Consider the following 20,717-nt stretch of genomic DNA (forward strand, 5'->3'; position numbering starts at 1 on the left):
CTAGCTTCGACAGTGTGGCGATCTGGTTCAGGTCGCCACACTGTTTTTATATACAGCATTCAAGTTTCGCGGTTACAATCGCGGAATGATAATTCTCGGCATAGACCCCGGCTTGCGCACCACCGGCTTTGGCGTCATCCAGCAGCACGGTAGCAAGCTGCGCTACATCGCCTCCGGCACCATCAAGAGCGGCGAGGGCGATCTGCCGACCCGCCTCAAAGTCATCCTCGACGGTGTGGCCGAAGTGGCGCGCACCTATCAGCCCGACTACGCAGCCATCGAGCAGGTGTACGTCAACGTCAATCCTCAATCGACTCTGCTGCTGGGGCAGGCACGCGGTGCGGCTATCTGCGCGCTGGTGTCGGCCGAGCTCAGCGTGGCGGAATATTCGCCCACCCAGGTCAAGCAGGCTGTGGTGGGCACGGGGCGCGCCGTGAAAGCGCAGGTGCAGGACATGGTGGCGCGTCTGCTGGCGTTGCCCGGCTTGCCCGGCACCGATGCCGCCGATGCGCTGGGCGTGGCGATCTGCCATGCCCACAACCGCGAAACCCTGACCCTGATCCGCAGCCAGAGCGAACGGCGTGGCTTGGCCGGCGCTGCCGCAGCGGGCAAACGCGCCGGTTCCGCCGTAGGCACAGGCGCAGACACAGCATCCCACGGCCCGCTGGCCGGCTTGCGCATGCGGCGCGGCCGGCTGGTGGGCTGAACTACTCTTAAAGGCATTCCACCATGATCGGTCGTCTCTCCGGTATTCTGCTCGAAAAAAATCCGCCCCAGTTGCTGGTCGATTGCGGTGGTGTCGGCTACGAAGTCGATGTCTCCATGACCACCTTCTACAATTTGCCCGGGGTGGGCGAGAAGGTGGTGCTGTTCACCCATCAGGCTATCCGCGAAGATGCCCACTTGCTGTTCGGTTTCGGCAATGCCGAAGAACGGGCCGTGTTCCGCCAGCTGATCAAGATTACGGGCGTGGGTGCGCGTACCGCATTGTCCATCCTGTCTGGCATGTCGATCGCCGATCTGGCGCAGGCCGTGACGCTGCAGGAATCGGGCCGGCTGGTGAAAGTGCCGGGCATCGGCAAGAAGACGGCCGAGCGCCTGCTGCTGGAACTCAAAGGCAAGCTGGGCGCCGATATTGGCGCGGCGGGCGCCCATGCTGTGCCTGATGCACAGTCGGACATTCTGAATGCGCTGCTGGCGCTGGGCTACTCCGACAAGGAAGCCGTGCTGGCGTTGAAGACGGTGCCCGCTGGCGCCAGCGTTTCGGACGGCATCAAGCAGGCACTCAAGGCGCTCTCGAAAGGCTGAGCGTAATCCGCTGCGTGGGAAGCGATGCGGCTCGGCGCTAGGGCTGTAGCGTGGCGCGTAGCGCTTCAACGGTCTGCACCACGACTTCGGGCGCATCCTTTTGCAGATAGTGGCCCGACTTGGCGACTACCTGCAACTGGGGCGCGCCGCTCAAGCGCAGCCAGTCTTTGCGTAACTGGTCTAGCATGGTGCGGAAGGCGGGGGTGGCGCCCGTTTCACTGATACCGCTGACCAGCAGACGGACGGGCATGGCCAGCGGCTGGCGCTGGTCGAGCTGGTCGAGGCAGACGGCCTGATCGCGGAATTCGCGCCGCGTGGCACTGTTCAGGCTGATGGCGTTCATGCTGCGTACGACGGCGGCCAGTGCGGGCACCTGTTGCTGCATGCTGGCCCAATGTTCGGGGTGGGTAGGGTCTAGCAGCACCATGCCGGCCACTTCCTGCGGATAAAGCCGCGCATAGACGTACTGGTATAGGCCGCCTATCGAGTGGCCCACCAGCAGATAGGGCGGGGCGACCTGCTGTTGCTGTAGCAGCGCGTGCAGTTCGCGCGCGATGGTGCAGGGATCGCGCGCACCGTCGACGCTGGCGGCACTGCCGTAGCCGGGGCGGTCGTAGGCGAACACGGGGCCCAGCTGCTGCAAGGCTGGCAGGACGGGACGCCAGGCACTCTGGCCATCGCCCAGGCCAGCCTGCAGTACCACGGTGGGGGCTGCTGCTGCGCTGGTGCACAGCAGTACGGCGGCAAACAATGCAGACAGATGGCGCGTCATAAGGCGTGACTTAGGGCGTGACTCAGGGCGTGACATAAGGCGGTATTCTTTTATGGTGAGGTGTGTGGCCCGCACAGTCTAAACCAGATGAAAAGGCCCGCGCGCAGGCCACCCTTGATAAAATCATTACCTGAACTTTAGACTGGCCCGGCATGACTATCCAAACCGACAATTTCACTGAACAGCGCATCATCGATGCGGCACCGGCCTCGCCTAACGAGGAGGCCATCGAGCGGGCGCTGCGACCCAAGCTGCTCGATGAATATGTCGGTCAGGCCAAGATCCGCGATCAGCTGGAAATCTTTATTTCGGCGGCGCGCAAGCGTAACGAGGCGCTCGACCATACCTTGCTGTTCGGCCCGCCCGGGCTGGGCAAGACCACGCTGGCCAACATCATTGCGCGCGAGATGGGCGTGAACCTGCGCCAGACTTCCGGCCCCGTGCTGGAACGTCCCGGCGATCTGGCGGCACTGCTGACCAATCTGGAAGCCAACGATGTGCTGTTCATCGACGAGATTCACCGGCTCTCGCCCGTGGTGGAGGAAATCCTGTATCCGGCGCTGGAGGACTACCAGATCGACATCATGATCGGTGAAGGGCCGGCGGCCCGTTCCGTCAAGCTGGATCTGCAGCCGTTCACGCTGGTGGGCGCGACGACCCGTGCCGGCATGCTGACCAATCCGCTGCGCGACCGCTTCGGGATTGTGGCGCGGCTGGAGTTCTACAATACGCAGGAGCTGACCCTGATCGTCAAGCGCAGCGCCATGCTGCTCAAGGCAAATATCGACGAGGAAGGCGCGCATGAGATCGCGCGCCGCGCCCGTGGTACGCCGCGGATTGCCAACCGGCTGCTGCGCCGCGTGCGCGATTATGCGGAAGTCAAAGGCAATGGCGATATCACCAAGGCCATCGCCGATGCGGCGCTGGTGATGCTCGATGTGGATACGGTGGGCTTCGATGTGATGGACCGCAAGCTGCTGGAAGCGGTGCTGTACAAATTCGGCGGCGGTCCCGTCGGCATCGGCAATCTGGCGGCGGCCATCGGCGAAGCGGCCGATACCATCGAGGATGTGCTGGAACCGTATCTGATCCAGCAGGGCTATCTGCAGCGCACGCCGCGTGGCCGCGTGGCCACGGCGGCGGCGTACAAGCACTTCGGCGTGAATCCGCCCCGTACCAATCCCAACGGCGAGCTGTGGGAACTGTGATGCAGATCTGGGTGGATGCCGACGCCTGTCCTGCCGTCATCAAGGAAATTCTGTACCGCGTGGCCGAGCGGGTGGCCGTGCCGCTGACGCTGGTAGCCAACCAGTTGCTGCGCGTGCCGCCATCGCGCTATATCCGTGCCGTGCAGGTGCCGTCCGGTGCCGATGTGGCTGACCGCGAAATCGTGCGCTTGCTGACTGTTGGCGATCTGGTGGTGACGGGCGATATCCCGCTGGCGGCCGATGTGCTGAAGAAGGGCGGCTATGCGCTTAATCCCCGTGGCGAGTTTTACACCGAACACAATATCGAACAGATGCTGACCATGCGCGCTTTCATGGATCAGTTACGCGGCAGCGGCGTGGATACGGGCGGGCCGGCTGCCTTCAGTCAGAGCGACCGGCAGAATTTCGCTAACAGTCTGGATCGCCACATCAGTAAAGTGCAGCGCGAGCAGGCGCGCCAGCAGGCTGCCGGATCAGGCGGCGACTGAGTGGGCGACTGAGGCGGAGATTAAGCCGGTGGCGTGTTGTCCTGTTCCGGCGCCGGCAGGCGCATGGTGGGAACGTAACGGCATAGATACAGCGTTACGCCGCAACCTATGCAGAACAGCATGATCTGCAAGCCGGTTCTATGTACCACGTAGGCAGAGTAGCCCAGTGATGCCCACATCAGTACCACTATCCAGACTTTGGCGCGCAGGGGAATGCCGTAACCGAGCTCGTAGTTGCGTAAATAGCGCCCGAACACGGGATTGGTGATCAGCCAGTTGTGCAGCCGCGTGGAGCCGCGCGCAAAGCAGGCTGAAGCCAGTAACAGGAAGGGCGTGGTGGGCAGCAGCGGCAGGAAGATGCCCAGTACCCCAAGCACCACGGCGATGGTGCCGATCAGATTCAGCAGGATTTTCATGCCCTGCATGGTAACACTGGCCCGCTGAACGGTCAGCGGGCCGAAGAACTAGAGGGGCAGCCCGCTTATTCCTGACGCAGCCAGACTTGCGAACGGCCCAGCATCGGTACGCCGATGTAGCCGCGCACGTTGAGTTTCTTGCCGTTGTCGCTCAGGTGCATTTTGCTCTTGTAGACCTTGCCGTTGTCCGGATCCAGAATTTCGCCGCCCGTGTAGGTGTCGCCATCTTTTTTCAGGCCGGACATGAATACCATGCCGATGATGGGCTGGTTCTTGCGCGCATCTTCGCACTTCTCGCATTTCGGATTCTGGTCTTCGTTCGGTGCGCGGAACAGTTGTTCGATCTTGCCTTGCAGCGTGCCATTGCTTTCCGAGATGCGGATCAGCGCTTTCGGCTTGCCCGTCACGTCATCGATATTCTTCCACAGGCCCACCGGCGAGCTGTCATCGGCAAAAGCCGGGGCGATGCTGACGGCAGCGGCGAGGGCGAAAGCGAACCATTTCATTGCATGTCTCCAGAGTGAATTTTAGTGTCCGACGAGTGTAGCAAATAAAATGACCGTTCGTGCTATTTTTAAGCAACTGTCGTGAAAATGCTAAAAACGGCTATTATTTGCGGCTGGAAACACCGAATGCCCGCACATTTACTACAGGAACCACATGAGCACGCCAAACCTGCCTACCTACGCTGATGTACAGGCCGCCGCCGCCCGCATCGACGGTTATGCCCACCGTACGCCCGTCATGACTTCGCGTACGGCCAATGCCGAATTCGGTGCCGAAGTGTTTTTCAAATGCGAGAATCTGCAGCGCATGGGCGCCTTCAAATTCCGTGGTGCCTACAATGCGCTGGCGCGGTTCGATGCGGCACAGCGGCGGGCCGGGGTGGTGGCTTTTTCGTCCGGCAACCACGCGCAGGCGATTGCCCTATCGGCGCGGTTGATGGGCATACCGGCCACCATCGTCATGCCGCAGGATGCGCCGGCTGCCAAGGTGGCGGCGACGCGGGGCTATGGCGCAGAAGTGGTGCTGTACGACCGCTACAAGGAAGACCGCGAGGAAATCGGCCGCCAACTGGCGCGCGACAAAGGCATGACCTTGATCCCGCCCTATGACCATGCCGACGTGATTGCCGGGCAGGGCACGGCCGCCAAGGAGCTGTTTGAAGAAGTGGGGCCGCTCGACAGCCTGTTCGTCTGCCTCGGCGGTGGTGGTCTGCTCGGTGGTTCGGCGCTGGCGACGCGGGCACTGTCGCCGCAGACCCGCCTGTACGGCGTGGAGCCCGAGGCGGGCAATGACGGTCAGCAATCGTTCCGCAGCGGCAGCATCGTCCACATCGACACGCCGCAGACCATCGCCGACGGCGCCCAGACCCAGCATCTGGGCAATCTGACTTTCCCTATCATCCGCCGCGATGTGGACGATATTCTGACCGTCAGCGACGCCGAGCTGCGCGCCGCCATGCGCTTCTTCGCCGAGCGCATGAAGATCGTCGTCGAGCCGACTGGCTGCCTCGGCTTTGCTGCCGCGCGCGCGATGAAAGACCAACTGCAAGGCCAACGCGTAGGCATCATCCTCAGCGGCGGCAACGTCGATATCGCACGCTATGCCGCGTTGCTCGCCGAATAAAATTGGGGTCAGGTCGGGCAAAGTGCAGTTTTTGAGTAATCTCAAATGCAAACAGGGGTCAGGTCAGGCAAGTGACACTTGCCCGACCTGACCCCTGCACTTTGCCCGACCTGACCCCTAGGGTTAGGCTGGCAGTTTGGCGAACTGCTCGCGGATCTTGGCCAGCGTGGCGCTGAAGTTGGCCACGCGTTCTTTCTCTTGCGCGACCACTTCGGCCGGTGCGCGGGCGACGAAGCTTTCGTTCGACAGCTTGCCGTTGGCCTTGTTGATCTCGCCTTCGAGACGGGCGATCTCTTTGCTCAGGCGCTCACGCTCGGCTTTCACGTCGATTTCCACTTTCAGCATCAGTTTGGTGGTGCCGACGATGGAGACAGCGGCCGGCGATTCCGGCAGCACGTCGACAATCTGCACTTCGGCCAGCTTGCCCAGCGACTGGATGTACGGTGCGAACACGCTCATCGCTGCCTTGTCGTCGGCATTGCCCGGTTCCACGATCAGCGGTACGCGCAGCGATGGGGCCAGCTGCATTTCGCCACGCAGGTTACGGGTGGCGTCGGTCAGCGCTTTGAGCTGCTGCATCCACGCTTCGGCCGTTTCGTCGATCTTGGCCGGGTTGGCGATCGGGTAAGGCTGCAGCATGATGGTGTCGCCCGTTTTGCCAGCCAGCGGTGCAACGGCTTGCCACAGCGCTTCGGTGACGAACGGGATGATAGGGTGGGCCAGACGCAACACCACTTCCAGTACGCGCAGCAGGGTGTGGCGGGTGGCGCGTTGCTGGCCTTCCGTGCCGCTCTGTACCTGCACCTTGGCTACTTCCAGATACCAGTCGCAGTATTCGTCCCAGACGAATTTGTAGATGGTCGAGGCGATGTTGTCGAAGCGGTAGTCTTCGAAGCCTTTGGCCACATCGAGTTCGGCTTTCTGCAGCAGCGAGATGATCCACTTGTCAGCCATCGACAGGTCGGCCTCGTTGGCGCTGCAATCCTTGCCTTCCGTGTTCATCAGCACGAAGCGGGTGGCGTTCCACATCTTGTTGCAGAAGTTGCGGTAGCCTTCGGCGCGGCCCAGATCGAAGTTGATGTTGCGGCCCAGCGAAGCGTAGGACGCCATGGTGAAGCGCACGGCATCCGTGCCGTAGGCAGCGATACCTTCGGGGAATTCCTTGCGCGTGGCCTTGGCGATTTTCTCGGCCGCTTTCGGGTTCATCAGGCCGGTGGTCCGTTTTTCTACCAGCGCTTCCACGCCGATACCGTCGATCAGGTCGATCGGGTCCAGCGTGTTGCCCTTGGATTTGGACATCTTCTGGCCTTGCGAATCGCGTACCAGGCCGTGCACGTACACCGTGTTGAACGGTACTTTGCCCGTGAAGTGCGCCGTCATCATGACCATGCGCGCGACCCAGAAGAAGATGATGTCGAAGCCCGTTACCAGCACGGACGAAGGCAGGAAGGCTTTCAGGTCCGGCGTTTCGTTCGGCCAGCCCAGGGTGGAGAACGGTACCAGTGCGGACGAGAACCAGGTGTCGAGCACGTCGTTGTCGCGGCGCAGCGGGCCCGTGCTGCCTTTGGCGGCGGCCTGTGCCTGTGCTTCCGCTTCCGTCTTGGCGACGAAGACGTTACCCGCATCGTCATACCATGCAGGAATCTGGTGGCCCCACCACAGCTGACGCGAGATGCACCAGTCCTGAATGTTGTTGAGCCACTGGTTGTAGGTGGTGCTCCAGTTCTCCGGCACGAATTTGATTTCGCCCGTCGCGACTTTTTCCAGCGCCACTTCGGCGATCGATTTGCCCGGATTGAAGGTGCCTTCCGGTGCCGGTTTGCTCATGGCGACAAACCACTGGTCGGTCAGCATCGGTTCGATCACCACGCCGGTACGGTCGCCACGCGGTACCATCAGCTTGTGCGGTTTGACCTGTTCCAGCAGGCCCTGGGCTTCCAGATCGGCGACGATTTTCTTACGCGCTTCGAAGCGGTCCAGACCGCGGTAAGCTGCCGGTGCGTCGTCGGTAATCTTGGCTTCCAGCGTCAGGATAGACGGCATACCCAGATTGTGGCGCTGGCCGACGGCGTAGTCGTTGAAGTCGTGCGCAGGCGTGATTTTCACGCAGCCGGTGCCGAATTCTTTGTCGACATAGCTGTCGGCGATGATAGGGATTTCACGGTCGCACAACGGCAGCTTGAGCATCTTGCCGACCAGCGGCTGATAGCGTTCGTCGGTCGGATCAACGGCCACGGCGACGTCGCCCAGCATGGTTTCCGGACGGGTGGTCGCTACCGTCAGGGTGCCGCTGCCATCGGCCAGCGGGTACTTTATGTACCACATCGAGCCATCTTCTTCTTCCGATACCACTTCCAGATCGGATACGGCGGTACCCAGCACGGGGTCCCAGTTGACCAGACGCTTGCCGCGGTAGATCAGGCCCTGCTCGTGCAGGCGCACGAACACTTCCGTCACCACTTTGGAGCGGGTTTCGTCCATGGTGAAGTACTCGCGTTCCCAGTCCGGCGAGGCGCCCAGACGGCGCATCTGGCCCGTGATGGTGGAGCCGGATTTTTCTTTCCACTCCCAGACTTTCTTGATGAAGGCGTCGCGGCCCAGATCATGGCGCGACACTTTCTGCGCGTCCAGCTGGCGCTCCACCACGATCTGGGTGGCGATACCGGCGTGGTCGGTGCCCGGGATCCAGGCCGTGTTGTGGCCCAGCATACGGTGGTAGCGGGTCAGACCGTCCATGATGGTCTGGTTGAAAGCATGGCCCATGTGCAGGGTGCCGGTCACATTCGGCGGCGGCAGCTGGATGCTGAAAGAAGGTTTACCGGCGTCCAGCGAGGCGCGGTAGTAACCGCGTTGTTCCCACTCGCTGCGCCAGAACTGTTCAATGTCGGCAGGCTCGAAAGACTTGGCTAATTCCATGATTTGACAAATTAAATTGGCGAAAACAGCCATTATAGATGACTCGACGGGCCAAACGTCAGGCGTGGCGGGCTTTTTGATTGACGAAGCCGGTTTTTTACCGACAAGATAGGCACATAACCGCACTCTGGAGTCTTGCATGTCTGATCAAATCCCTGCTTTTGAAACTTTATCCGTCACGCTGGAGGGGGCAGTCGCCATCGTGCGCCTGAACCGCCCCGATAAGCTGAATGCGATGAATCTTGCCATGTGGAATGAATTGCGTAGCGCCTTCCAGTTTCTCGACGGCCTGCCCGCCGCCCGTGCCATTGTGCTGGAAGGCGAGGGGCGCGGCTTTACTGCCGGTATCGATCTGCAGATGATGATGGGGCTGGGCAGCCAGATCCAGAACGATTGCGATGGCCGCATGCGCGAATCGCTGCGCCGTATCATTCTCGATCTGCAAGACTGCCTGACCAGTCTGGAGCGCTGCCGCAAGCCGGTACTGGCCGCCGTGCATGGCGCCTGTGTGGGCGGCGGCATCGATCTGATCTGCTGTGCCGATATGCGCTATTGCTCAGCCGATGCGTGGTTCAGCATCAAGGAAATCGATATCGGCATGACGGCCGATGTGGGTACGCTGCAACGTTTGCCTAAGCTGATAGGCGATGGCATGGCGCGCGAACTGGCTTATACTGCGCGCAAGGTGGATGCGGCCGAGGCCAAGGAAATCCGGCTGGTGAACCGCGTGTTCGAGACGCCGGAAGCCTTGCGTGAGGGCGTGCGCGCTATTGCTGCGGAGATCGCGACCAAGGCACCGCTGGCCGTGCGCGGGGTGAAGGAGATGATTACTTATGCGCGCGACCATAGTGTGGCTGACGGCCTCAACTACGTCGCCACGTGGAATGCCGCCATGCTGATGTCGGCCGATCTGCAGGCCGCCATGATGGCCGGCATGAGCAAGACGACGCCGACTTTCAAGGATTGATAGTTCACCACCGTGGCGGGAGCGCCTTGCGCGGGTAGGCGCTGGGTGCACCCTCTCGGTGTGCTCATATTCTAGAACGTTCTATTTTTTCTCAGTCGCACTTCTATTTTCTTCTATTTTTCCTATTTCTGAACTCTGCGGGTATGCGCGTGTCTAAATTTAGGAAAGCAGAAGGAAATAGAAGGAAAAATATAAGGAAATAGAACATGGACGCGACGGAGATGGTACCCCTCGATAGCCTCTTGTTGCAGCGGTTAAAGGAGCAATTAGCGCGGCGCGGCGGCGCGCCGGACCTGCAACATGCGCTGCAAGCAGCGGTAGAAATGTGGCTGGCCGAGCAAGTGAAGTTGCAGATCGGTGGCGACCCCGCCAGCGTGCGCGGTTATCAGTGGAAGTCGGTGTTTCTGCCGGACGGCACTTTACTCTGCACCAATAGCTATGGCGAAGATCGCTATGCGCGCGTTTGCGGACAAAAGATTATCTGTGAAGGCAGGGTGGTCTCACCGAGCCGCTTTGCCAACTGGTCGCGCCGCGGCACGCGCAATGCGTGGAATGACATCTACTTGCGCCGCCCGCAGGACAAGTTCTACATGCTGGCTAGCCGCTTGCGCGCGCAGGTCGCACAGGAGCTAGAAAGGTGCACTGGCGCGCTGCCTGTTCCGGCTGCGCCGTCCTGCACGGCATCGCTGGGCATGGCGAGTGCATCGGCCGCTACTGCAGCCTCGTTCGATGCACCATCGCCCCCTGCATCGTCCAACCTGCTGGCGGAAATTCTGCTCGCCGTTGTCGCCGCCGTGCAGTCGAACGAGCCGGTCAAGTCGGCATTGGCGACGCTATTACCGCAGCCGCTTGCTACGCCGGAGCGTGATTGCAGCAAGGGCGAGGGCTGGGATCTGCCGGAACGGCGCAAGTTCCGCTTCCGTCTTGAGGATGTGGCATTCAGCTGATTCAGCTATTGTCGGCGTGCTAAGACGCGGCGTATAATCGGCGCGCTGCCGCAAGGTAGCAAACGCTAGGGGTCCTGTGCATCACTTTGATGCGCGGGTGAGAAATACCCTCCGAACCTGATCTGGATAATGCCAGCGAAGGGAAGCTAAGGATAGCGCCGTCACACCGCGGAAACACCGCCGAAACACCACCATAACGCACCGGAGTATTCCGGGCATCGCGTCAACTGGAGTGTTCGTGATCGCCGTCCTACCTCCTTTGCTGGCTCCTGTAGCCAACCAAGGAGCCAAATGAACGCCAACGCCAAATTCCTGTCTGCCACCGCCACGGTGGATAGTGCAGCCATCCAGCCTTTACCCAATTCGCGCAAAGTGTATGTGCAGGGCAGCCGTCCCGACATCCGTGTGCCCATGCGCGAAATTATGCAGGCCGATACGCCTGCTTCCTTCGGCTTCGAAGCCAACCCACCCGTCTATGTCTATGATACTTCCGGTCCCTATACCGATCCCGATGCGGTGATCGATATCCGTTCCGGTCTGGCGGCCACACCGCGCCTGCCGTGGATACTGGAGCGCGACGATACGGAAGAACTGGACGGCCCCACTTCCGAATATGGCAAGGCGCGACTGGCCGATCCTGCACTGGCCGAACTGCGCTTTAACCTGCACCGCCAGCCGCGCCGCGCGCGCGCCGGCAAGAACGTCACCCAGATGCACTATGCGCGGCAGGGCATCATCACACCGGAAATGGAATTTGTCGCAATCCGCGAAAACCTGCGCCGCAAAGAGTATCTGGAACAGTTGAAGAACTCCGGTCCGAATGGCCAGCGACTGGCCGACTTGATGGGACGCCAGCATCGCGGCCAGTCTTTCGGTGCCAGCATCCCGGCCGAGATCACGCCCGAATTCGTGCGCGAGGAAATCGCCCGTGGCCGCGCCATCATCCCGGCCAATATCAACCACCCCGAAGTGGAGCCGATGATCATCGGCCGCAACTTCCTCGTCAAGATCAACGCCAACATCGGCAACTCGGCGGTGACGTCCTCGATCGGCGAAGAAGTGGAGAAAATGACGTGGGCGATACGCTGGGGCGGCGACAACGTGATGGACCTGTCCACCGGTAAGCACATCCACGAAACGCGCGAATGGATCATCCGTAACAGCCCGGTACCGATCGGCACTGTGCCTATCTATCAGGCCCTGGAAAAGGTCAACGGCAAGGCCGAAGACCTGACGTGGGAAATTTTCCGCGATACGCTGATCGAACAGGCCGAGCAGGGTGTGGACTACTTCACCATTCACGCCGGCGTGCTGCTGCGCTATGTGCCGATGACGGCCAAGCGGCTGACGGGCATCGTCTCGCGCGGCGGCTCCATCATGGCCAAATGGTGTCTGGCGCACCACAAGGAATCCTTCCTGTACGAGCACTTCGAAGAGATCTGCGAAATCATGAAGGCCTACGACGTCGCCTTCTCGCTCGGTGATGGCCTGCGTCCCGGTTCGATCTACGACGCCAACGACGAAGCCCAGCTGGGTGAACTGAAGACGCTGGGCGAACTGACCCAGATCGCCTGGAAGCACGATGTACAGGTGATGATCGAAGGGCCCGGTCACGTGCCGATGCAGCTGATCAAAGAGAATATGGACCTGCAGCTGGAACAGTGTCACGAAGCGCCGTTCTACACGCTGGGACCTTTGACTACCGATATCGCCCCCGGCTATGACCACATCACGTCCGGCATCGGCGCTGCGCAGATCGGCTGGTACGGCACAGCCATGCTGTGCTACGTCACGCCGAAAGAGCATCTGGGCCTGCCCGACAAGAACGACGTCAAGGATGGCATCATCACCTACAAGATCGCCGCCCACGCAGCCGATCTGGCCAAGGGCCACCCCGGTGCGCAGATCCGCGATAACGCGCTGTCCAAAGCGCGCTTCGAATTCCGCTGGGATGACCAGTTCAATCTGGGCCTCGATCCGGATAAGGCGCGCGAATTCCATGACGAGACCCTGCCCAAGGATTCGGCCAAAGTGGCGCACTTCTGCTCCATGTGCGGGCCGCATTTCTGCTCGATGAAGATCACGCAGGAAGTGCGCGACTTCGCTGCCGCCAATGGCGTGACGGATGGCGCCGCGCTGCAGCAGGGCATGCAAGTGAAGGCCGTCGAGTTCATCCGCGATGGCGCCCAGCTGTATCACAAACTGTGAGGCCGGCATGAGCGAGATCGAACACGAAACTGCCATCGACAGCGAAATGGAAATTGAGCTCAATGGCGCGCCATATCGCGTCCCGCCGCAGCACACGCTGGCACAGCTGATCGACGCGCTGGCGCTGACAGGGCAGGCGCTGGCGCTGGCCGTCAATCGCAGCGTGGTGCCGCGCCAGCAATGGCCGCAGCGCCAGTTGCAAGCGCAGGACAAGGTCGACATCGTGCGCGCCATCGGCGGCGGCTAAGCACGCCGCGCCGCCTATGCGCTCGCCCAACCCATATAACGGATCAAGGAAAACCTCATGAACAGCATTAACCGTAACGAAGGCGCGGCCGCCGCATCGGCCGCACAGGACCTGCTGACTATCGCCGGCAAGACTTACCGGTCGCGCCTGCTGGTCGGCAGCGGCAAATACCGCGACCTACCGCAGACCCGCGCAGCGACCGACGCGGCCGAAGCGGAAATCATCACCGTGGCTATCCGCCGCGTCAACATCGGCCAGGACCCCAAAGCCCCCAGCCTGCTGGACGTGCTGCCGCCGTCGCAGTACACCATCCTGCCGAATACGGCGGGCTGCTACAACGCCAAGGACGCTATCTACACACTGCAGATGGCACGCGAACTGCTGAACGGCCACAAGCTGGTCAAGCTGGAAGTGCTGGGCGACGAAAAAACGCTATTCCCGAATATGCCGGAAACCCTGATCGCGGCGGAAGCGCTGGTGAAAGATGGCTTCGACGTGATGGTGTATTGCAGCGACGACCCGATCCAGGCGCGCATGCTGGAAGAGATCGGCTGCGTCGCCGTGATGCCGCTGGCATCGCTGATCGGCTCCGGCATGGGCATCCTCAATCCGTGGAACCTGTCGCTGATCATCGAACAGGCGAAAGTGCCGGTGCTGGTGGATGCCGGCGTCGGCACCGCCTCCGATGCGGCCATCGCCATGGAGCTGGGCTGCGACGGCGTGCTGATGAACACCGCCATCGCCGGTGCGCAGGATCCCGTGCGCATGGCGCGTGCCATGAAGCTGGGCGTGCAGGCAGGCCGCGAAGCGTATCTGGCAGGCCGCATCGCGCGCAAGTTCGCCGCCTCGCCATCCTCGCCGATGGCTGGCCGGCTGGCATGACAGCCCGGCAGGAGCGCCCGTGCGTGCTGGTGTTTGCCGGACTTGATCCGTCCGGCGGCGCCGGCCTGAGCGCCGATCTGCAAGCCATCGCAGGGCAGGGCGCCCATGCGCTGACGGTGGCCACAGCGCTGACGGTGCAGGACAACGACCGCGTGTGGGGCGTGCACCCCGTCGCGGCAGGACTGCTGCGCCAGCAGGCGCTGGCGCTGATCGACAAGTTTGCGATCAGCGCCATCAAGATCGGCATTACCGGCAGCGCCGCGAATGCGCAAGCGATTGCCGAGTTGATCGTGCAACTGCGGCGCGATCAGCCGCAGCTGCCCGTGGTGCTGGACCCTGTGCTGGCCAGCGGCCATGGCGATCTGCTGTCGCGCGACGATGCCGTGCAGGCGCTGGCACCGCTGCTGCCACTGGCCACTGTGCTAACGCCGAACGAACCGGAAGCGCAGGCGCTGACCGGTCTTGCTACGGCGCCGCAGCAGGTGCAGCGGCTGCATCAGCAGGGCTGCCAGCATGTACTGCTGACGGGCGGCCATAGCACAGGCGAGGCGGTGCTGAATCGGTGGTATGGCGGCGATGCCAGTGCGACCCTGCGGCGCGAGTGGCGCTGGCTGCGACTGGAAGGCGGTTTCCATGGCAGCGGCTGCACGCTGGCGGCGGCCATCGCTGGCCAGCTGGCCATGCAAGTGCCGCTGGCACTGGCGCTCGATGCTGCGCAGGCGTATTGCCACACGGCGCTGGACTCGGCCTACGCCATCGGCACGGGTCAGCGCATCCCCGCGCGTACCACTTACTTCTAATACGCAAGCTATAAACGCCAGCGCTGATGCTGGCGATTTTTTGATCGAAACTTTTACACTGAAAGTCGAGTGCACACCATGCAAGGACTGTATCTGGTCACCCCCAACTGGGATCACACGCAACGTCTGCTCACCGTCACTGAACAAGCCTTGCAGGCGGCGCAGGGCTGCCAGCCCGGCATTGCTATGCTGCAGTACCGCCACAAGCACGCTAGCCCCGCATTGCGGCTGGAGCAGGCCAGCGCCTTGCGTCAGCTGAGCCGCCAGTACGGCGTACCGTTCATCGTCAACGATTTCGTCGAACTAGCCGTGCAGGTGGGCGCAGACGGCGTGCATCTGGGCGCCAGCGATGCCGCGCTGGCAGCGGTGCGCGCCCAGCTAGGGCCAGACGCCATCATCGGTGCTTCCTGCTATGGCGAACTGACGCTGGCACTGGCGGCGCAAGCGGCCGGTGCCAGCTATGTGGCGTTTGGCGGCTTCTATCCGTCGCGTGTCAAACAGTATGCCGTGACCACCGCGCCAGCCATACTGGATCAAGCGCGGCAGCAGATCCATCTGCCGCAAGTGGTGATAGGCGGCATGACGCCGGCACTGGCGGCACCGCTGGTGGCGCGCGGCGCGCACATGGTGGCGGCCATCAGTAGCGTGTATCTGGCGGCAGATTTGGCGGCCGGTCCGGTGGCCGATGATGCTGCGCCCGATGCGACCCAGCTGGCCGCTGGCGCGGCCGCCGTGCAGCAGGCCGTGGGCGAATTCCTGCAACTGTTCAGGCCTGCGCCTGTTGTTTAAAGGTGCATGAAAGCGCGCAAAAAACTCGCTGTGCAACGGAAAGTCGCACGAAAGCCTTACAGTAGGTGAAGTTTTCGGCCTTATAATAGGTCGTTAGTTTTAGCCAAGGTTGTTGCACATGAATGGTTCTTCCAGCGCCAAACGTCTGATACTGATCGTCGATGATGACCAGTTACTGCTTGATTTTCTCGGTGAAGTGCTCGGCCACGCCGGCTACGACGTCCTGAAAGCCCTATCGGCCGAGCAGGCGCTACAGTTGATCAGCCAGCGCGAACCCGATCTGGCGCTGCTCGACATCCACATGCCCGGCATGAACGGACTGGAACTGGCCAAACAGCTGCATGCCAGTTCTTCCGTGCCCTTCATGTTCCTGTCCGGCCGCGGCGATGCCGATGCTGGCAAGCAGGCGGCCGCCTATGGCGCGGTGGGCTTCCTTGTCAAACCGGTCGATGAAAAGCATTTGATGCCGGCTTTCGCGGCCGGTCTGGCCCGTGCCGACGAAATCCGCCAGCTGCGCCGTACCGAACTGAATCTGAACGCCGCCCTCGCTTCGGGCCGCGAAACCAGTCTGGCCGTAGGCTTGCTGATGTGTAAGTTCCAGACTGACCGCAATACCGCCTTTGAAGTGCTGCGCGACCATGCCCGGTCCAATCGCCGCAAAGTCAACGAAGTGGCCGATCAGTTGCTGAGCGCGGAAGAAACCCTGAATGCGCTACATGCGGCCTTCAATCAGCGTCTGAAAAAGTAAACGTCGGCAGGATTTTTTTTTGGCATTTACTTAATTTACAACTAATTTGCCCCGTCGTCTGTTGTAGACTGTTGGTTAGCAGAACGAAATACCTGCTAGCAACATTGTGCGACGGGCTAGTTTAGCCATATCCCGCTAGTCTCCCCGAACGCGCCGTCACCGCCTCCGCCCCGCGGTGACACGTCCAGCGTCCGGCCCAACTCCGCCGACTTATGCATGGCCGCGTTTGCCTTGTGCTATGCAGAGCCACCCGTATTCCTTGCGGAGACACAGAAATGAGTCGAACCATGTCCGACCAGCAGGCGGCTGAAATTGAATGGTCCTTACTGGAACAGCCGGAGCTCGGCATCGCCGCCGAAGTGCCGCGCGTGCTGCTGATCGATGCCGATGCCGATGCCGTACTGGTGCTGACGGCCTTGCTGGTGCCGGAAAATCAGGTATGTGTGGCAGACAGTCGCGCCGCCGCCGTAAGCCTGCTGCAGCAGGATAGCTATGCACTGGTGGTGCTCGATCCTGCCGTGCCCGCTCTGGACACCGATGCCGCCATCGCTGCTGCCAGCGCCCCGACGGAAGCCGTAGCTGAAGCTGAAGCTGCGTTGGTCACCCCTGCGCCTGCGCCGTCGCAGCCGGATCTGCTGGCACTGGTGCGCCAGTATCACGGCGAAGCGCCGCTGCTGCTGTATTCGGCGCTTGCGCCACACACTATCGCCGGTGCGCGCGGCCTGTCCTATCTGGCCAAACCATGGAGCACCCCGCGCCAGTTGTGGCATGCCATCAGCGAATTGCTGGGCAGTGGTGCCGTGCTGCGCAGCGTGGCTGCAGCCGGCAAGGAAAACTCGGCGCTGGTATGATGTCGTACCTGTGCGGTGCCTAGTCGCCGCACTTACCGCAATCACCAGCCAGAGGATATTCGATGAAAACCAAAGCAGCCGTAGCATGGCAGGCGGGCAAGCCGCTAACGATAGAAGAAGTTGAACTGGGTGGCCCGCGCGAGGGCGAAGTTCTAGTCGAAATCAAAGCCACCGGCATCTGCCATACCGATTACTACACCCTGTCCGGCGCCGATCCGGAAGGCATCTTCCCCGCGATTCTGGGCCATGAAGGCGCCGGTGTGGTGGTGGATGTGGGGCCCGGCGTGAAGTCGCTGAAAAAGGACGACCACGTCATCCCGCTGTACACGCCTGAATGCCGCCAGTGTAAATTCTGCCTGTCGCAGAAGACCAATCTGTGCCAGTCGATCCGCTCTACCCAGGGGCGCGGCCTGATGCCCGATGCCACCAGCCGTTTCTCGCTCGATGGCAAGCCGATCTACCACTACATGGGCACTTCGACCTTCTCCAACTACATCGTGGTGCCGGAAATCGCGCTGGCCAAAATCCGCAGCGATGCCCCGTTCGACAAAGTCTGCTACATCGGCTGCGGCGTGACCACGGGCGTGGGCGCCGTACTGTTCACCGCTAAAGTGGAAGCGGGCGCCAACGTGGTGGTGTTCGGTCTGGGTGGTATCGGCCTGAACGTGATTCAGGCGGCGCGCATGGTGGGCGCCGACAAGATCATCGGGGTGGATATCAATCCGGCCCGTCAGGAGATGGCGCGCAAGTTCGGCATGACTCACTTCATCAATCCGACCGAAGTGGAAAACGTGGTCGACGCCATCATCCAGCTGACCGACGGCGGCGCCGACTACAGCTTCGAATGCATCGGCAACACCACCACCATGCGCCAGTCGCTCGAGTGCTGCCACAAGGGCTGGGGCCAGTCCATCATCATCGGCGTGGCGGCGGCCGGTCAGGAAATTTCCACCCGTCCGTTCCAGCTGGTGACGGGGCGGGTGTGGAAGGGTTCCGCCTTCGGCGGCGCGCGTGGCCGTACCGATGTGCCGAAGATTGTCGACTGGTATATGGAAGGCAAGCTCAACATCGACGACCTGATCACCCACCGTCTGCCGCTCGAACGCATCAACGAAGGTTTTGACCTGATGAAGAGCGGCGAATCGATCCGTTCCGTCGTCCTGTACTAAGCCTCACCACCGCACTGCGCTTCCTCTGTGCGATGTAGATAAAAAGTTCTAGACATCGCAATCTAGATAATTTATTCTACATCTACACATCGGGAGCGCAGCATGTCTTTACACCGCCAACACCACATCACGCCGCAGGCAGGCTGCCATGCATAATCTGCTGGAAGCCCTCGTTGCCGCGCTCGGCTGGGCGCTGTTGAACTTCGTCTGGCAGGGTCTGCTGATCGGCTGCAGCGTGGCGCTGGCCATGCAGTTGCTGCGCCGCGCCCGCCCACAGACCCGCTATGCCGTCGCTTGCGCGGCCATGCTGCTGTGCCTGATCCTGCCGTTGGCCAGTGTGATCACCAGTTTGCAGCAGGGCGTCCTGAATGGCAGCCAGAGCGGCCAGAACAGCAGTGCCAGTGGCCGGATGCTGGGTAGCCTGCTCACCTCCCTTTCTGCCAGCGACAGCCGACATGACGGCGCAGCGGCTAGCCAGGCTGCTACGCATGACGCCGAGTCGGCCGGCTGGCGCGCACTGCTGCAGCTGGGCGGCGCGCTGCAGGACGACAGCGAGCGCTTGCTGCGCCAGCAATTGCCGTGGATCGTCGGCCTGTGGCTGGCCGGTGGCGTGCTGATGACGCTGCGTCTGCTGCTAGGCCTGCAGTGGGTGGCAAGCCGCACCCGCCGCAGCGCCTACACCATCAACCATTACTGGCAGCGCCGCATGGCCATGCTGGCCAGCCGCTGCGACATGCGGCGCGATGTCCGCCTCGGCGTGGCCGAAGGCATCGATAGCCCCATCACGGCAGGCTGCTGGCGCCCCATCATCCTCGTACCAGCCAGCCTGATCAGCGGCATGCCGCCCGATCTGCTGGAAGCGCTGCTGGCGCACGAACTGGCGCACATTCGCCGACACGATTATCTGGTCAATCTGCTGCAAAGCGCGATCGAGATACTGCTGTTCTATCACCCTAGTGTTTGGGCCTTGTCACGCAGGATACGTATAGAGCGAGAACAAATCGCCGACGATCTCGCCGTGGACATGCTCGGCCAGCCGCAAAAGCTGGCACAAGCTCTGGCGCAACTGGACCAGTTCCAGTTCGACAGTACCCAACTAGCCCACGCGGCTCACGGAGGAAATCTCATGTCTCGCATCCAGCGCCTAGTGCGCCCCCAATCTGTCCCGGCCAGCCGCAAACTGGCCTTGCCCCTGCTGGGTCTGTTCGCAGCCGGCGTCATGCTGTATGCCCATGCCACGGCCGAACCGGCCACCAGCGGCGCTGCCGCGCCTGCCGCGCAGGCTGCCATCAGCCCGCCAGACGTCTTGCCAGCGCCAGATGCCGTTGCGCCGAAGGATGCTGCTACGCCGAAGGATGCCGCACCAGCCAAGGATGCGCTGCCAGCCAAGCCAGCGGCGCTCGTCAAGGACATGCCGCCAGCCCCGCCGGCACCACCCGCGCCGCCAGCACTAGCCGCACGTCCTGCGCCACCGGCCGTGCCTGCGCAGGCCGTACCGGCAGTGCTCGCCGTTCCAGCATTGCCTGCTTTACCAGCCGCTCCAGCCTCCCATGCTGTACCAGCTTTACCGGCGGTGCCCGTTGCACCCGCGCCGCTGCTGCAGGCGGACGACAGCAAGGGCGCCACGTATGTGATGTTCCATGACGAGAAGCGCACGATGACGGGGCGCGTGAGTAGCCGCGACCGTGCCGCGATCGACGCTGCCCGTGCCCGCGTGAAAGGCGACTTCATCTGGTTCCGCGATGGTCAGCAAGCCTATGTGATACAGGACGCTGCCACGCTGGCGCAGGCACAGGCCGCATGGGCGCCGGTGGAAAGTCTGGGGGCCCGCATGGAAGCACAGGGCAAGAAGATGGAGCAGCAAGGGCAGGTGATGGACCAGTTGGGCAAGCAGATGGACGCCATGGGCCGCGAGCTGGAGCGCCAGTTCGCTGCCCCTGCGGCCGAGCAGCAGCGCAAGATCGAGGCGCTGGCACGCCAGCAGGAAGCCATCGCGCGCCGTATCGAACAGGCTGCCCGCAAGCTGGGTGACCCGCCGACGGCAGAACAGTTGCAGCAGTTCCATCAGCGGCAGGCCGAATTACAGCGTGAAATGGCGCCGCTGCAACAGCAGATCCAGCAACTGGCCCAGCAGCATGCGCGCCAGCAGGTGCAGGCTCAGGAACAGGCGCTGCAGCAATCCATGCAACGCCTGCACGCCCGTATGGCCGAAGCCAGCCAACCCATGGCTGCGCTGGGTCAGCAGATGGGCGAACTGGGGCGCGAACAGGCGCAGGCCAGCCGTGCTGCCGAGCGGACTTTGCGCGCGCTGCTGCGCGAGGCGAAAAAGAACGGTAAAGCCCAGCAGATCGGCGCGCCCGATCCAGCCTGAG

General features: G+C 62.1%; 20 protein-coding genes and 1 riboswitch. Of the genes, 16 read left to right on the forward strand and 4 right to left on the reverse strand.

What is annotated here, in order from left to right; translation table 11 throughout:
- The first annotated feature begins 85 nt into the window (after window positions 1-85).
- A complete protein-coding gene (gene ruvC / locus ABNT42_RS17535; protein ID WP_348699107.1) occupies window positions 86-706 on the forward strand; it encodes a crossover junction endodeoxyribonuclease RuvC in 621 nt (206 codons plus the stop codon).
- 23 nt (window positions 707-729) lie between these two features.
- Window positions 730-1,308, forward strand: coding sequence for a Holliday junction branch migration protein RuvA (gene ruvA / locus ABNT42_RS17540; RefSeq protein ID WP_348699108.1), 579 nt, complete (start codon window positions 730-732; stop codon window positions 1,306-1,308).
- 37 nt (window positions 1,309-1,345) lie between these two features.
- On the opposite strand, the gene ABNT42_RS17545 is transcribed toward ruvA, so the two are convergent.
- Window positions 1,346-2,080, reverse strand: coding sequence for an alpha/beta hydrolase (locus ABNT42_RS17545; RefSeq protein ID WP_348699110.1), 735 nt, complete (start codon window positions 2,078-2,080; stop codon window positions 1,346-1,348).
- 152 nt (window positions 2,081-2,232) lie between these two features.
- On the opposite strand from ABNT42_RS17545, the gene ruvB reads away from it, so the two are divergent.
- Both ruvB and ABNT42_RS17555 read left to right on the forward strand, forming a co-directional pair.
- Window positions 2,233-3,288: a Holliday junction branch migration DNA helicase RuvB gene (ruvB, locus tag ABNT42_RS17550; RefSeq protein WP_348699112.1), complete on the forward strand. Its 1,056-nt coding sequence runs from the start codon at window positions 2,233-2,235 to the stop codon at window positions 3,286-3,288.
- Window positions 3,288-3,776 (forward strand): YaiI/YqxD family protein, encoded by a 489-nt coding sequence (locus ABNT42_RS17555; RefSeq protein WP_348699113.1) that lies wholly within the window; start codon window positions 3,288-3,290, stop codon window positions 3,774-3,776. Before ruvB ends, ABNT42_RS17555 begins: the two co-directional genes overlap by 1 nt.
- A 20-nt stretch (window positions 3,777-3,796) precedes the next feature.
- Here ABNT42_RS17555 and ABNT42_RS17560 read toward each other — a convergent pair whose 3' ends face one another.
- Window positions 3,797-4,192 carry a YbaN family protein gene (locus ABNT42_RS17560; protein WP_348699115.1) on the reverse strand — a complete coding sequence of 132 codons (396 nt, stop codon included), beginning with the start codon at window positions 4,190-4,192 and terminating at the stop codon, window positions 3,797-3,799.
- Window positions 4,193-4,257: 65 nt separating this feature from the next.
- A complete protein-coding gene (locus ABNT42_RS17565) occupies window positions 4,258-4,698 on the reverse strand; it encodes a DUF2147 domain-containing protein (protein WP_348699117.1) in 441 nt (146 codons plus the stop codon).
- A gap of 154 nt (window positions 4,699-4,852) precedes the next feature.
- Between ABNT42_RS17565 and ABNT42_RS17570 the strand changes: the two genes are divergently transcribed.
- Complete coding sequence (locus tag ABNT42_RS17570; protein WP_348699119.1) at window positions 4,853-5,821, forward strand: threo-3-hydroxy-L-aspartate ammonia-lyase; 969 nt, start codon at window positions 4,853-4,855, stop codon at window positions 5,819-5,821.
- A gap of 123 nt (window positions 5,822-5,944) precedes the next feature.
- Here the strand turns inward: ABNT42_RS17570 and ABNT42_RS17575 are convergent, their stop codons facing one another.
- Window positions 5,945-8,737 (reverse strand): valine--tRNA ligase, encoded by a 2,793-nt coding sequence (locus ABNT42_RS17575; RefSeq protein ID WP_348699120.1) that lies wholly within the window; start codon window positions 8,735-8,737, stop codon window positions 5,945-5,947.
- A gap of 139 nt (window positions 8,738-8,876) precedes the next feature.
- Between ABNT42_RS17575 and ABNT42_RS17580 the strand changes: the two genes are divergently transcribed.
- The 11 genes from ABNT42_RS17580 to ABNT42_RS17630 all read left to right on the forward strand — a co-directional run bounded on the left by ABNT42_RS17580 (window position 8,877) and on the right by ABNT42_RS17630 (window position 20,716).
- The gene (locus ABNT42_RS17580) at window positions 8,877-9,704 is read left to right on the forward strand and encodes a crotonase/enoyl-CoA hydratase family protein (protein WP_348699122.1); all 828 of its coding nucleotides are present in this window, start codon (window positions 8,877-8,879) and stop codon (window positions 9,702-9,704) included.
- Window positions 9,705-9,910: 206 nt separating this feature from the next.
- Complete coding sequence (locus ABNT42_RS17585) at window positions 9,911-10,651, forward strand: hypothetical protein (RefSeq protein WP_348699124.1); 741 nt, start codon at window positions 9,911-9,913, stop codon at window positions 10,649-10,651.
- Between the two features lie 57 nt (window positions 10,652-10,708).
- Window positions 10,709-10,812: riboswitch (TPP riboswitch) on the forward strand.
- Between the two features lie 130 nt (window positions 10,813-10,942).
- Window positions 10,943-12,859, forward strand: a complete 1,917-nt coding sequence (thiC, locus tag ABNT42_RS17590; RefSeq protein ID WP_348699126.1) for a phosphomethylpyrimidine synthase ThiC — start codon at window positions 10,943-10,945, stop codon at window positions 12,857-12,859.
- Between the two features lie 7 nt (window positions 12,860-12,866).
- Window positions 12,867-13,106, forward strand: a complete 240-nt coding sequence (thiS, locus tag ABNT42_RS17595) for a sulfur carrier protein ThiS (protein ID WP_348699127.1) — start codon at window positions 12,867-12,869, stop codon at window positions 13,104-13,106.
- A 57-nt stretch (window positions 13,107-13,163) separates the two neighbouring features.
- Window positions 13,164-13,988 carry a thiazole synthase gene (locus ABNT42_RS17600; RefSeq protein ID WP_348699129.1) on the forward strand — a complete coding sequence of 275 codons (825 nt, stop codon included), beginning with the start codon at window positions 13,164-13,166 and terminating at the stop codon, window positions 13,986-13,988.
- Window positions 13,985-14,788 (forward strand): hydroxymethylpyrimidine/phosphomethylpyrimidine kinase, encoded by an 804-nt coding sequence (locus ABNT42_RS17605; protein WP_348699131.1) that lies wholly within the window; start codon window positions 13,985-13,987, stop codon window positions 14,786-14,788. The genes ABNT42_RS17600 and ABNT42_RS17605 overlap by 4 nt, the downstream gene beginning before the upstream one ends.
- Window positions 14,789-14,866: 78 nt before the next feature.
- Window positions 14,867-15,577 carry a thiamine phosphate synthase gene (thiE, locus tag ABNT42_RS17610; RefSeq protein WP_348699132.1) on the forward strand — a complete coding sequence of 237 codons (711 nt, stop codon included), beginning with the start codon at window positions 14,867-14,869 and terminating at the stop codon, window positions 15,575-15,577.
- 118 nt (window positions 15,578-15,695) lie between these two features.
- A complete protein-coding gene (locus ABNT42_RS17615; RefSeq protein ID WP_155434267.1) occupies window positions 15,696-16,325 on the forward strand; it encodes a response regulator in 630 nt (209 codons plus the stop codon).
- 275 nt (window positions 16,326-16,600) lie between these two features.
- Complete coding sequence (locus tag ABNT42_RS17620) at window positions 16,601-17,176, forward strand: response regulator (protein ID WP_348699135.1); 576 nt, start codon at window positions 16,601-16,603, stop codon at window positions 17,174-17,176.
- 62 nt (window positions 17,177-17,238) lie between these two features.
- Window positions 17,239-18,345, forward strand: coding sequence for an S-(hydroxymethyl)glutathione dehydrogenase/class III alcohol dehydrogenase (locus ABNT42_RS17625; protein ID WP_348699136.1), 1,107 nt, complete (start codon window positions 17,239-17,241; stop codon window positions 18,343-18,345).
- Window positions 18,346-18,493: 148 nt separating this feature from the next.
- Complete coding sequence (locus tag ABNT42_RS17630) at window positions 18,494-20,716, forward strand: M56 family metallopeptidase (RefSeq protein WP_348699137.1); 2,223 nt, start codon at window positions 18,494-18,496, stop codon at window positions 20,714-20,716.
- Window position 20,717: the final 1 nt, after the last annotated feature.

Source organism: Duganella fentianensis, assembly GCF_964031615.1.
In the GTDB taxonomy this organism is placed as follows: Bacteria; Pseudomonadota; Gammaproteobacteria; order Burkholderiales; family Burkholderiaceae_D; genus Rugamonas; species Rugamonas fentianensis_A.

Excerpts from the sequence above, each read along its gene's own strand:
- ruvC (WP_348699107.1), top strand. The coding sequence starts at position 86 with ATGATAATTCTCGGCATAGACCCCGGCTTGCGCACCACCGGCTTTGGC.
- ruvA (WP_348699108.1), top strand. The coding sequence starts at position 730 with ATGATCGGTCGTCTCTCCGGTATTCTGCTCGAAAAAAATCCGCCCCAG.
- ABNT42_RS17545 (WP_348699110.1), bottom strand. The coding sequence starts at position 2,080 with ATGACGCGCCATCTGTCTGCATTGTTTGCCGCCGTACTGCTGTGCACC.
- ruvB (WP_348699112.1), top strand. The coding sequence starts at position 2,233 with ATGACTATCCAAACCGACAATTTCACTGAACAGCGCATCATCGATGCG.
- ABNT42_RS17555 (WP_348699113.1), top strand. The coding sequence starts at position 3,288 with ATGCAGATCTGGGTGGATGCCGACGCCTGTCCTGCCGTCATCAAGGAA.
- ABNT42_RS17560 (WP_348699115.1), bottom strand. The coding sequence starts at position 4,192 with ATGAAAATCCTGCTGAATCTGATCGGCACCATCGCCGTGGTGCTTGGG.
- ABNT42_RS17565 (WP_348699117.1), bottom strand. The coding sequence starts at position 4,698 with ATGAAATGGTTCGCTTTCGCCCTCGCCGCTGCCGTCAGCATCGCCCCG.
- ABNT42_RS17570 (WP_348699119.1), top strand. The coding sequence starts at position 4,853 with ATGAGCACGCCAAACCTGCCTACCTACGCTGATGTACAGGCCGCCGCC.
- ABNT42_RS17575 (WP_348699120.1), bottom strand. The coding sequence starts at position 8,737 with ATGGAATTAGCCAAGTCTTTCGAGCCTGCCGACATTGAACAGTTCTGG.
- ABNT42_RS17580 (WP_348699122.1), top strand. The coding sequence starts at position 8,877 with ATGTCTGATCAAATCCCTGCTTTTGAAACTTTATCCGTCACGCTGGAG.
- ABNT42_RS17585 (WP_348699124.1), top strand. The coding sequence starts at position 9,911 with ATGGACGCGACGGAGATGGTACCCCTCGATAGCCTCTTGTTGCAGCGG.
- thiC (WP_348699126.1), top strand. The coding sequence starts at position 10,943 with ATGAACGCCAACGCCAAATTCCTGTCTGCCACCGCCACGGTGGATAGT.
- thiS (WP_348699127.1), top strand. The coding sequence starts at position 12,867 with ATGAGCGAGATCGAACACGAAACTGCCATCGACAGCGAAATGGAAATT.
- ABNT42_RS17600 (WP_348699129.1), top strand. The coding sequence starts at position 13,164 with ATGAACAGCATTAACCGTAACGAAGGCGCGGCCGCCGCATCGGCCGCA.
- ABNT42_RS17605 (WP_348699131.1), top strand. The coding sequence starts at position 13,985 with ATGACAGCCCGGCAGGAGCGCCCGTGCGTGCTGGTGTTTGCCGGACTT.
- thiE (WP_348699132.1), top strand. The coding sequence starts at position 14,867 with ATGCAAGGACTGTATCTGGTCACCCCCAACTGGGATCACACGCAACGT.
- ABNT42_RS17615 (WP_155434267.1), top strand. The coding sequence starts at position 15,696 with ATGAATGGTTCTTCCAGCGCCAAACGTCTGATACTGATCGTCGATGAT.
- ABNT42_RS17620 (WP_348699135.1), top strand. The coding sequence starts at position 16,601 with ATGAGTCGAACCATGTCCGACCAGCAGGCGGCTGAAATTGAATGGTCC.
- ABNT42_RS17625 (WP_348699136.1), top strand. The coding sequence starts at position 17,239 with ATGAAAACCAAAGCAGCCGTAGCATGGCAGGCGGGCAAGCCGCTAACG.
- ABNT42_RS17630 (WP_348699137.1), top strand. The coding sequence starts at position 18,494 with ATGCATAATCTGCTGGAAGCCCTCGTTGCCGCGCTCGGCTGGGCGCTG.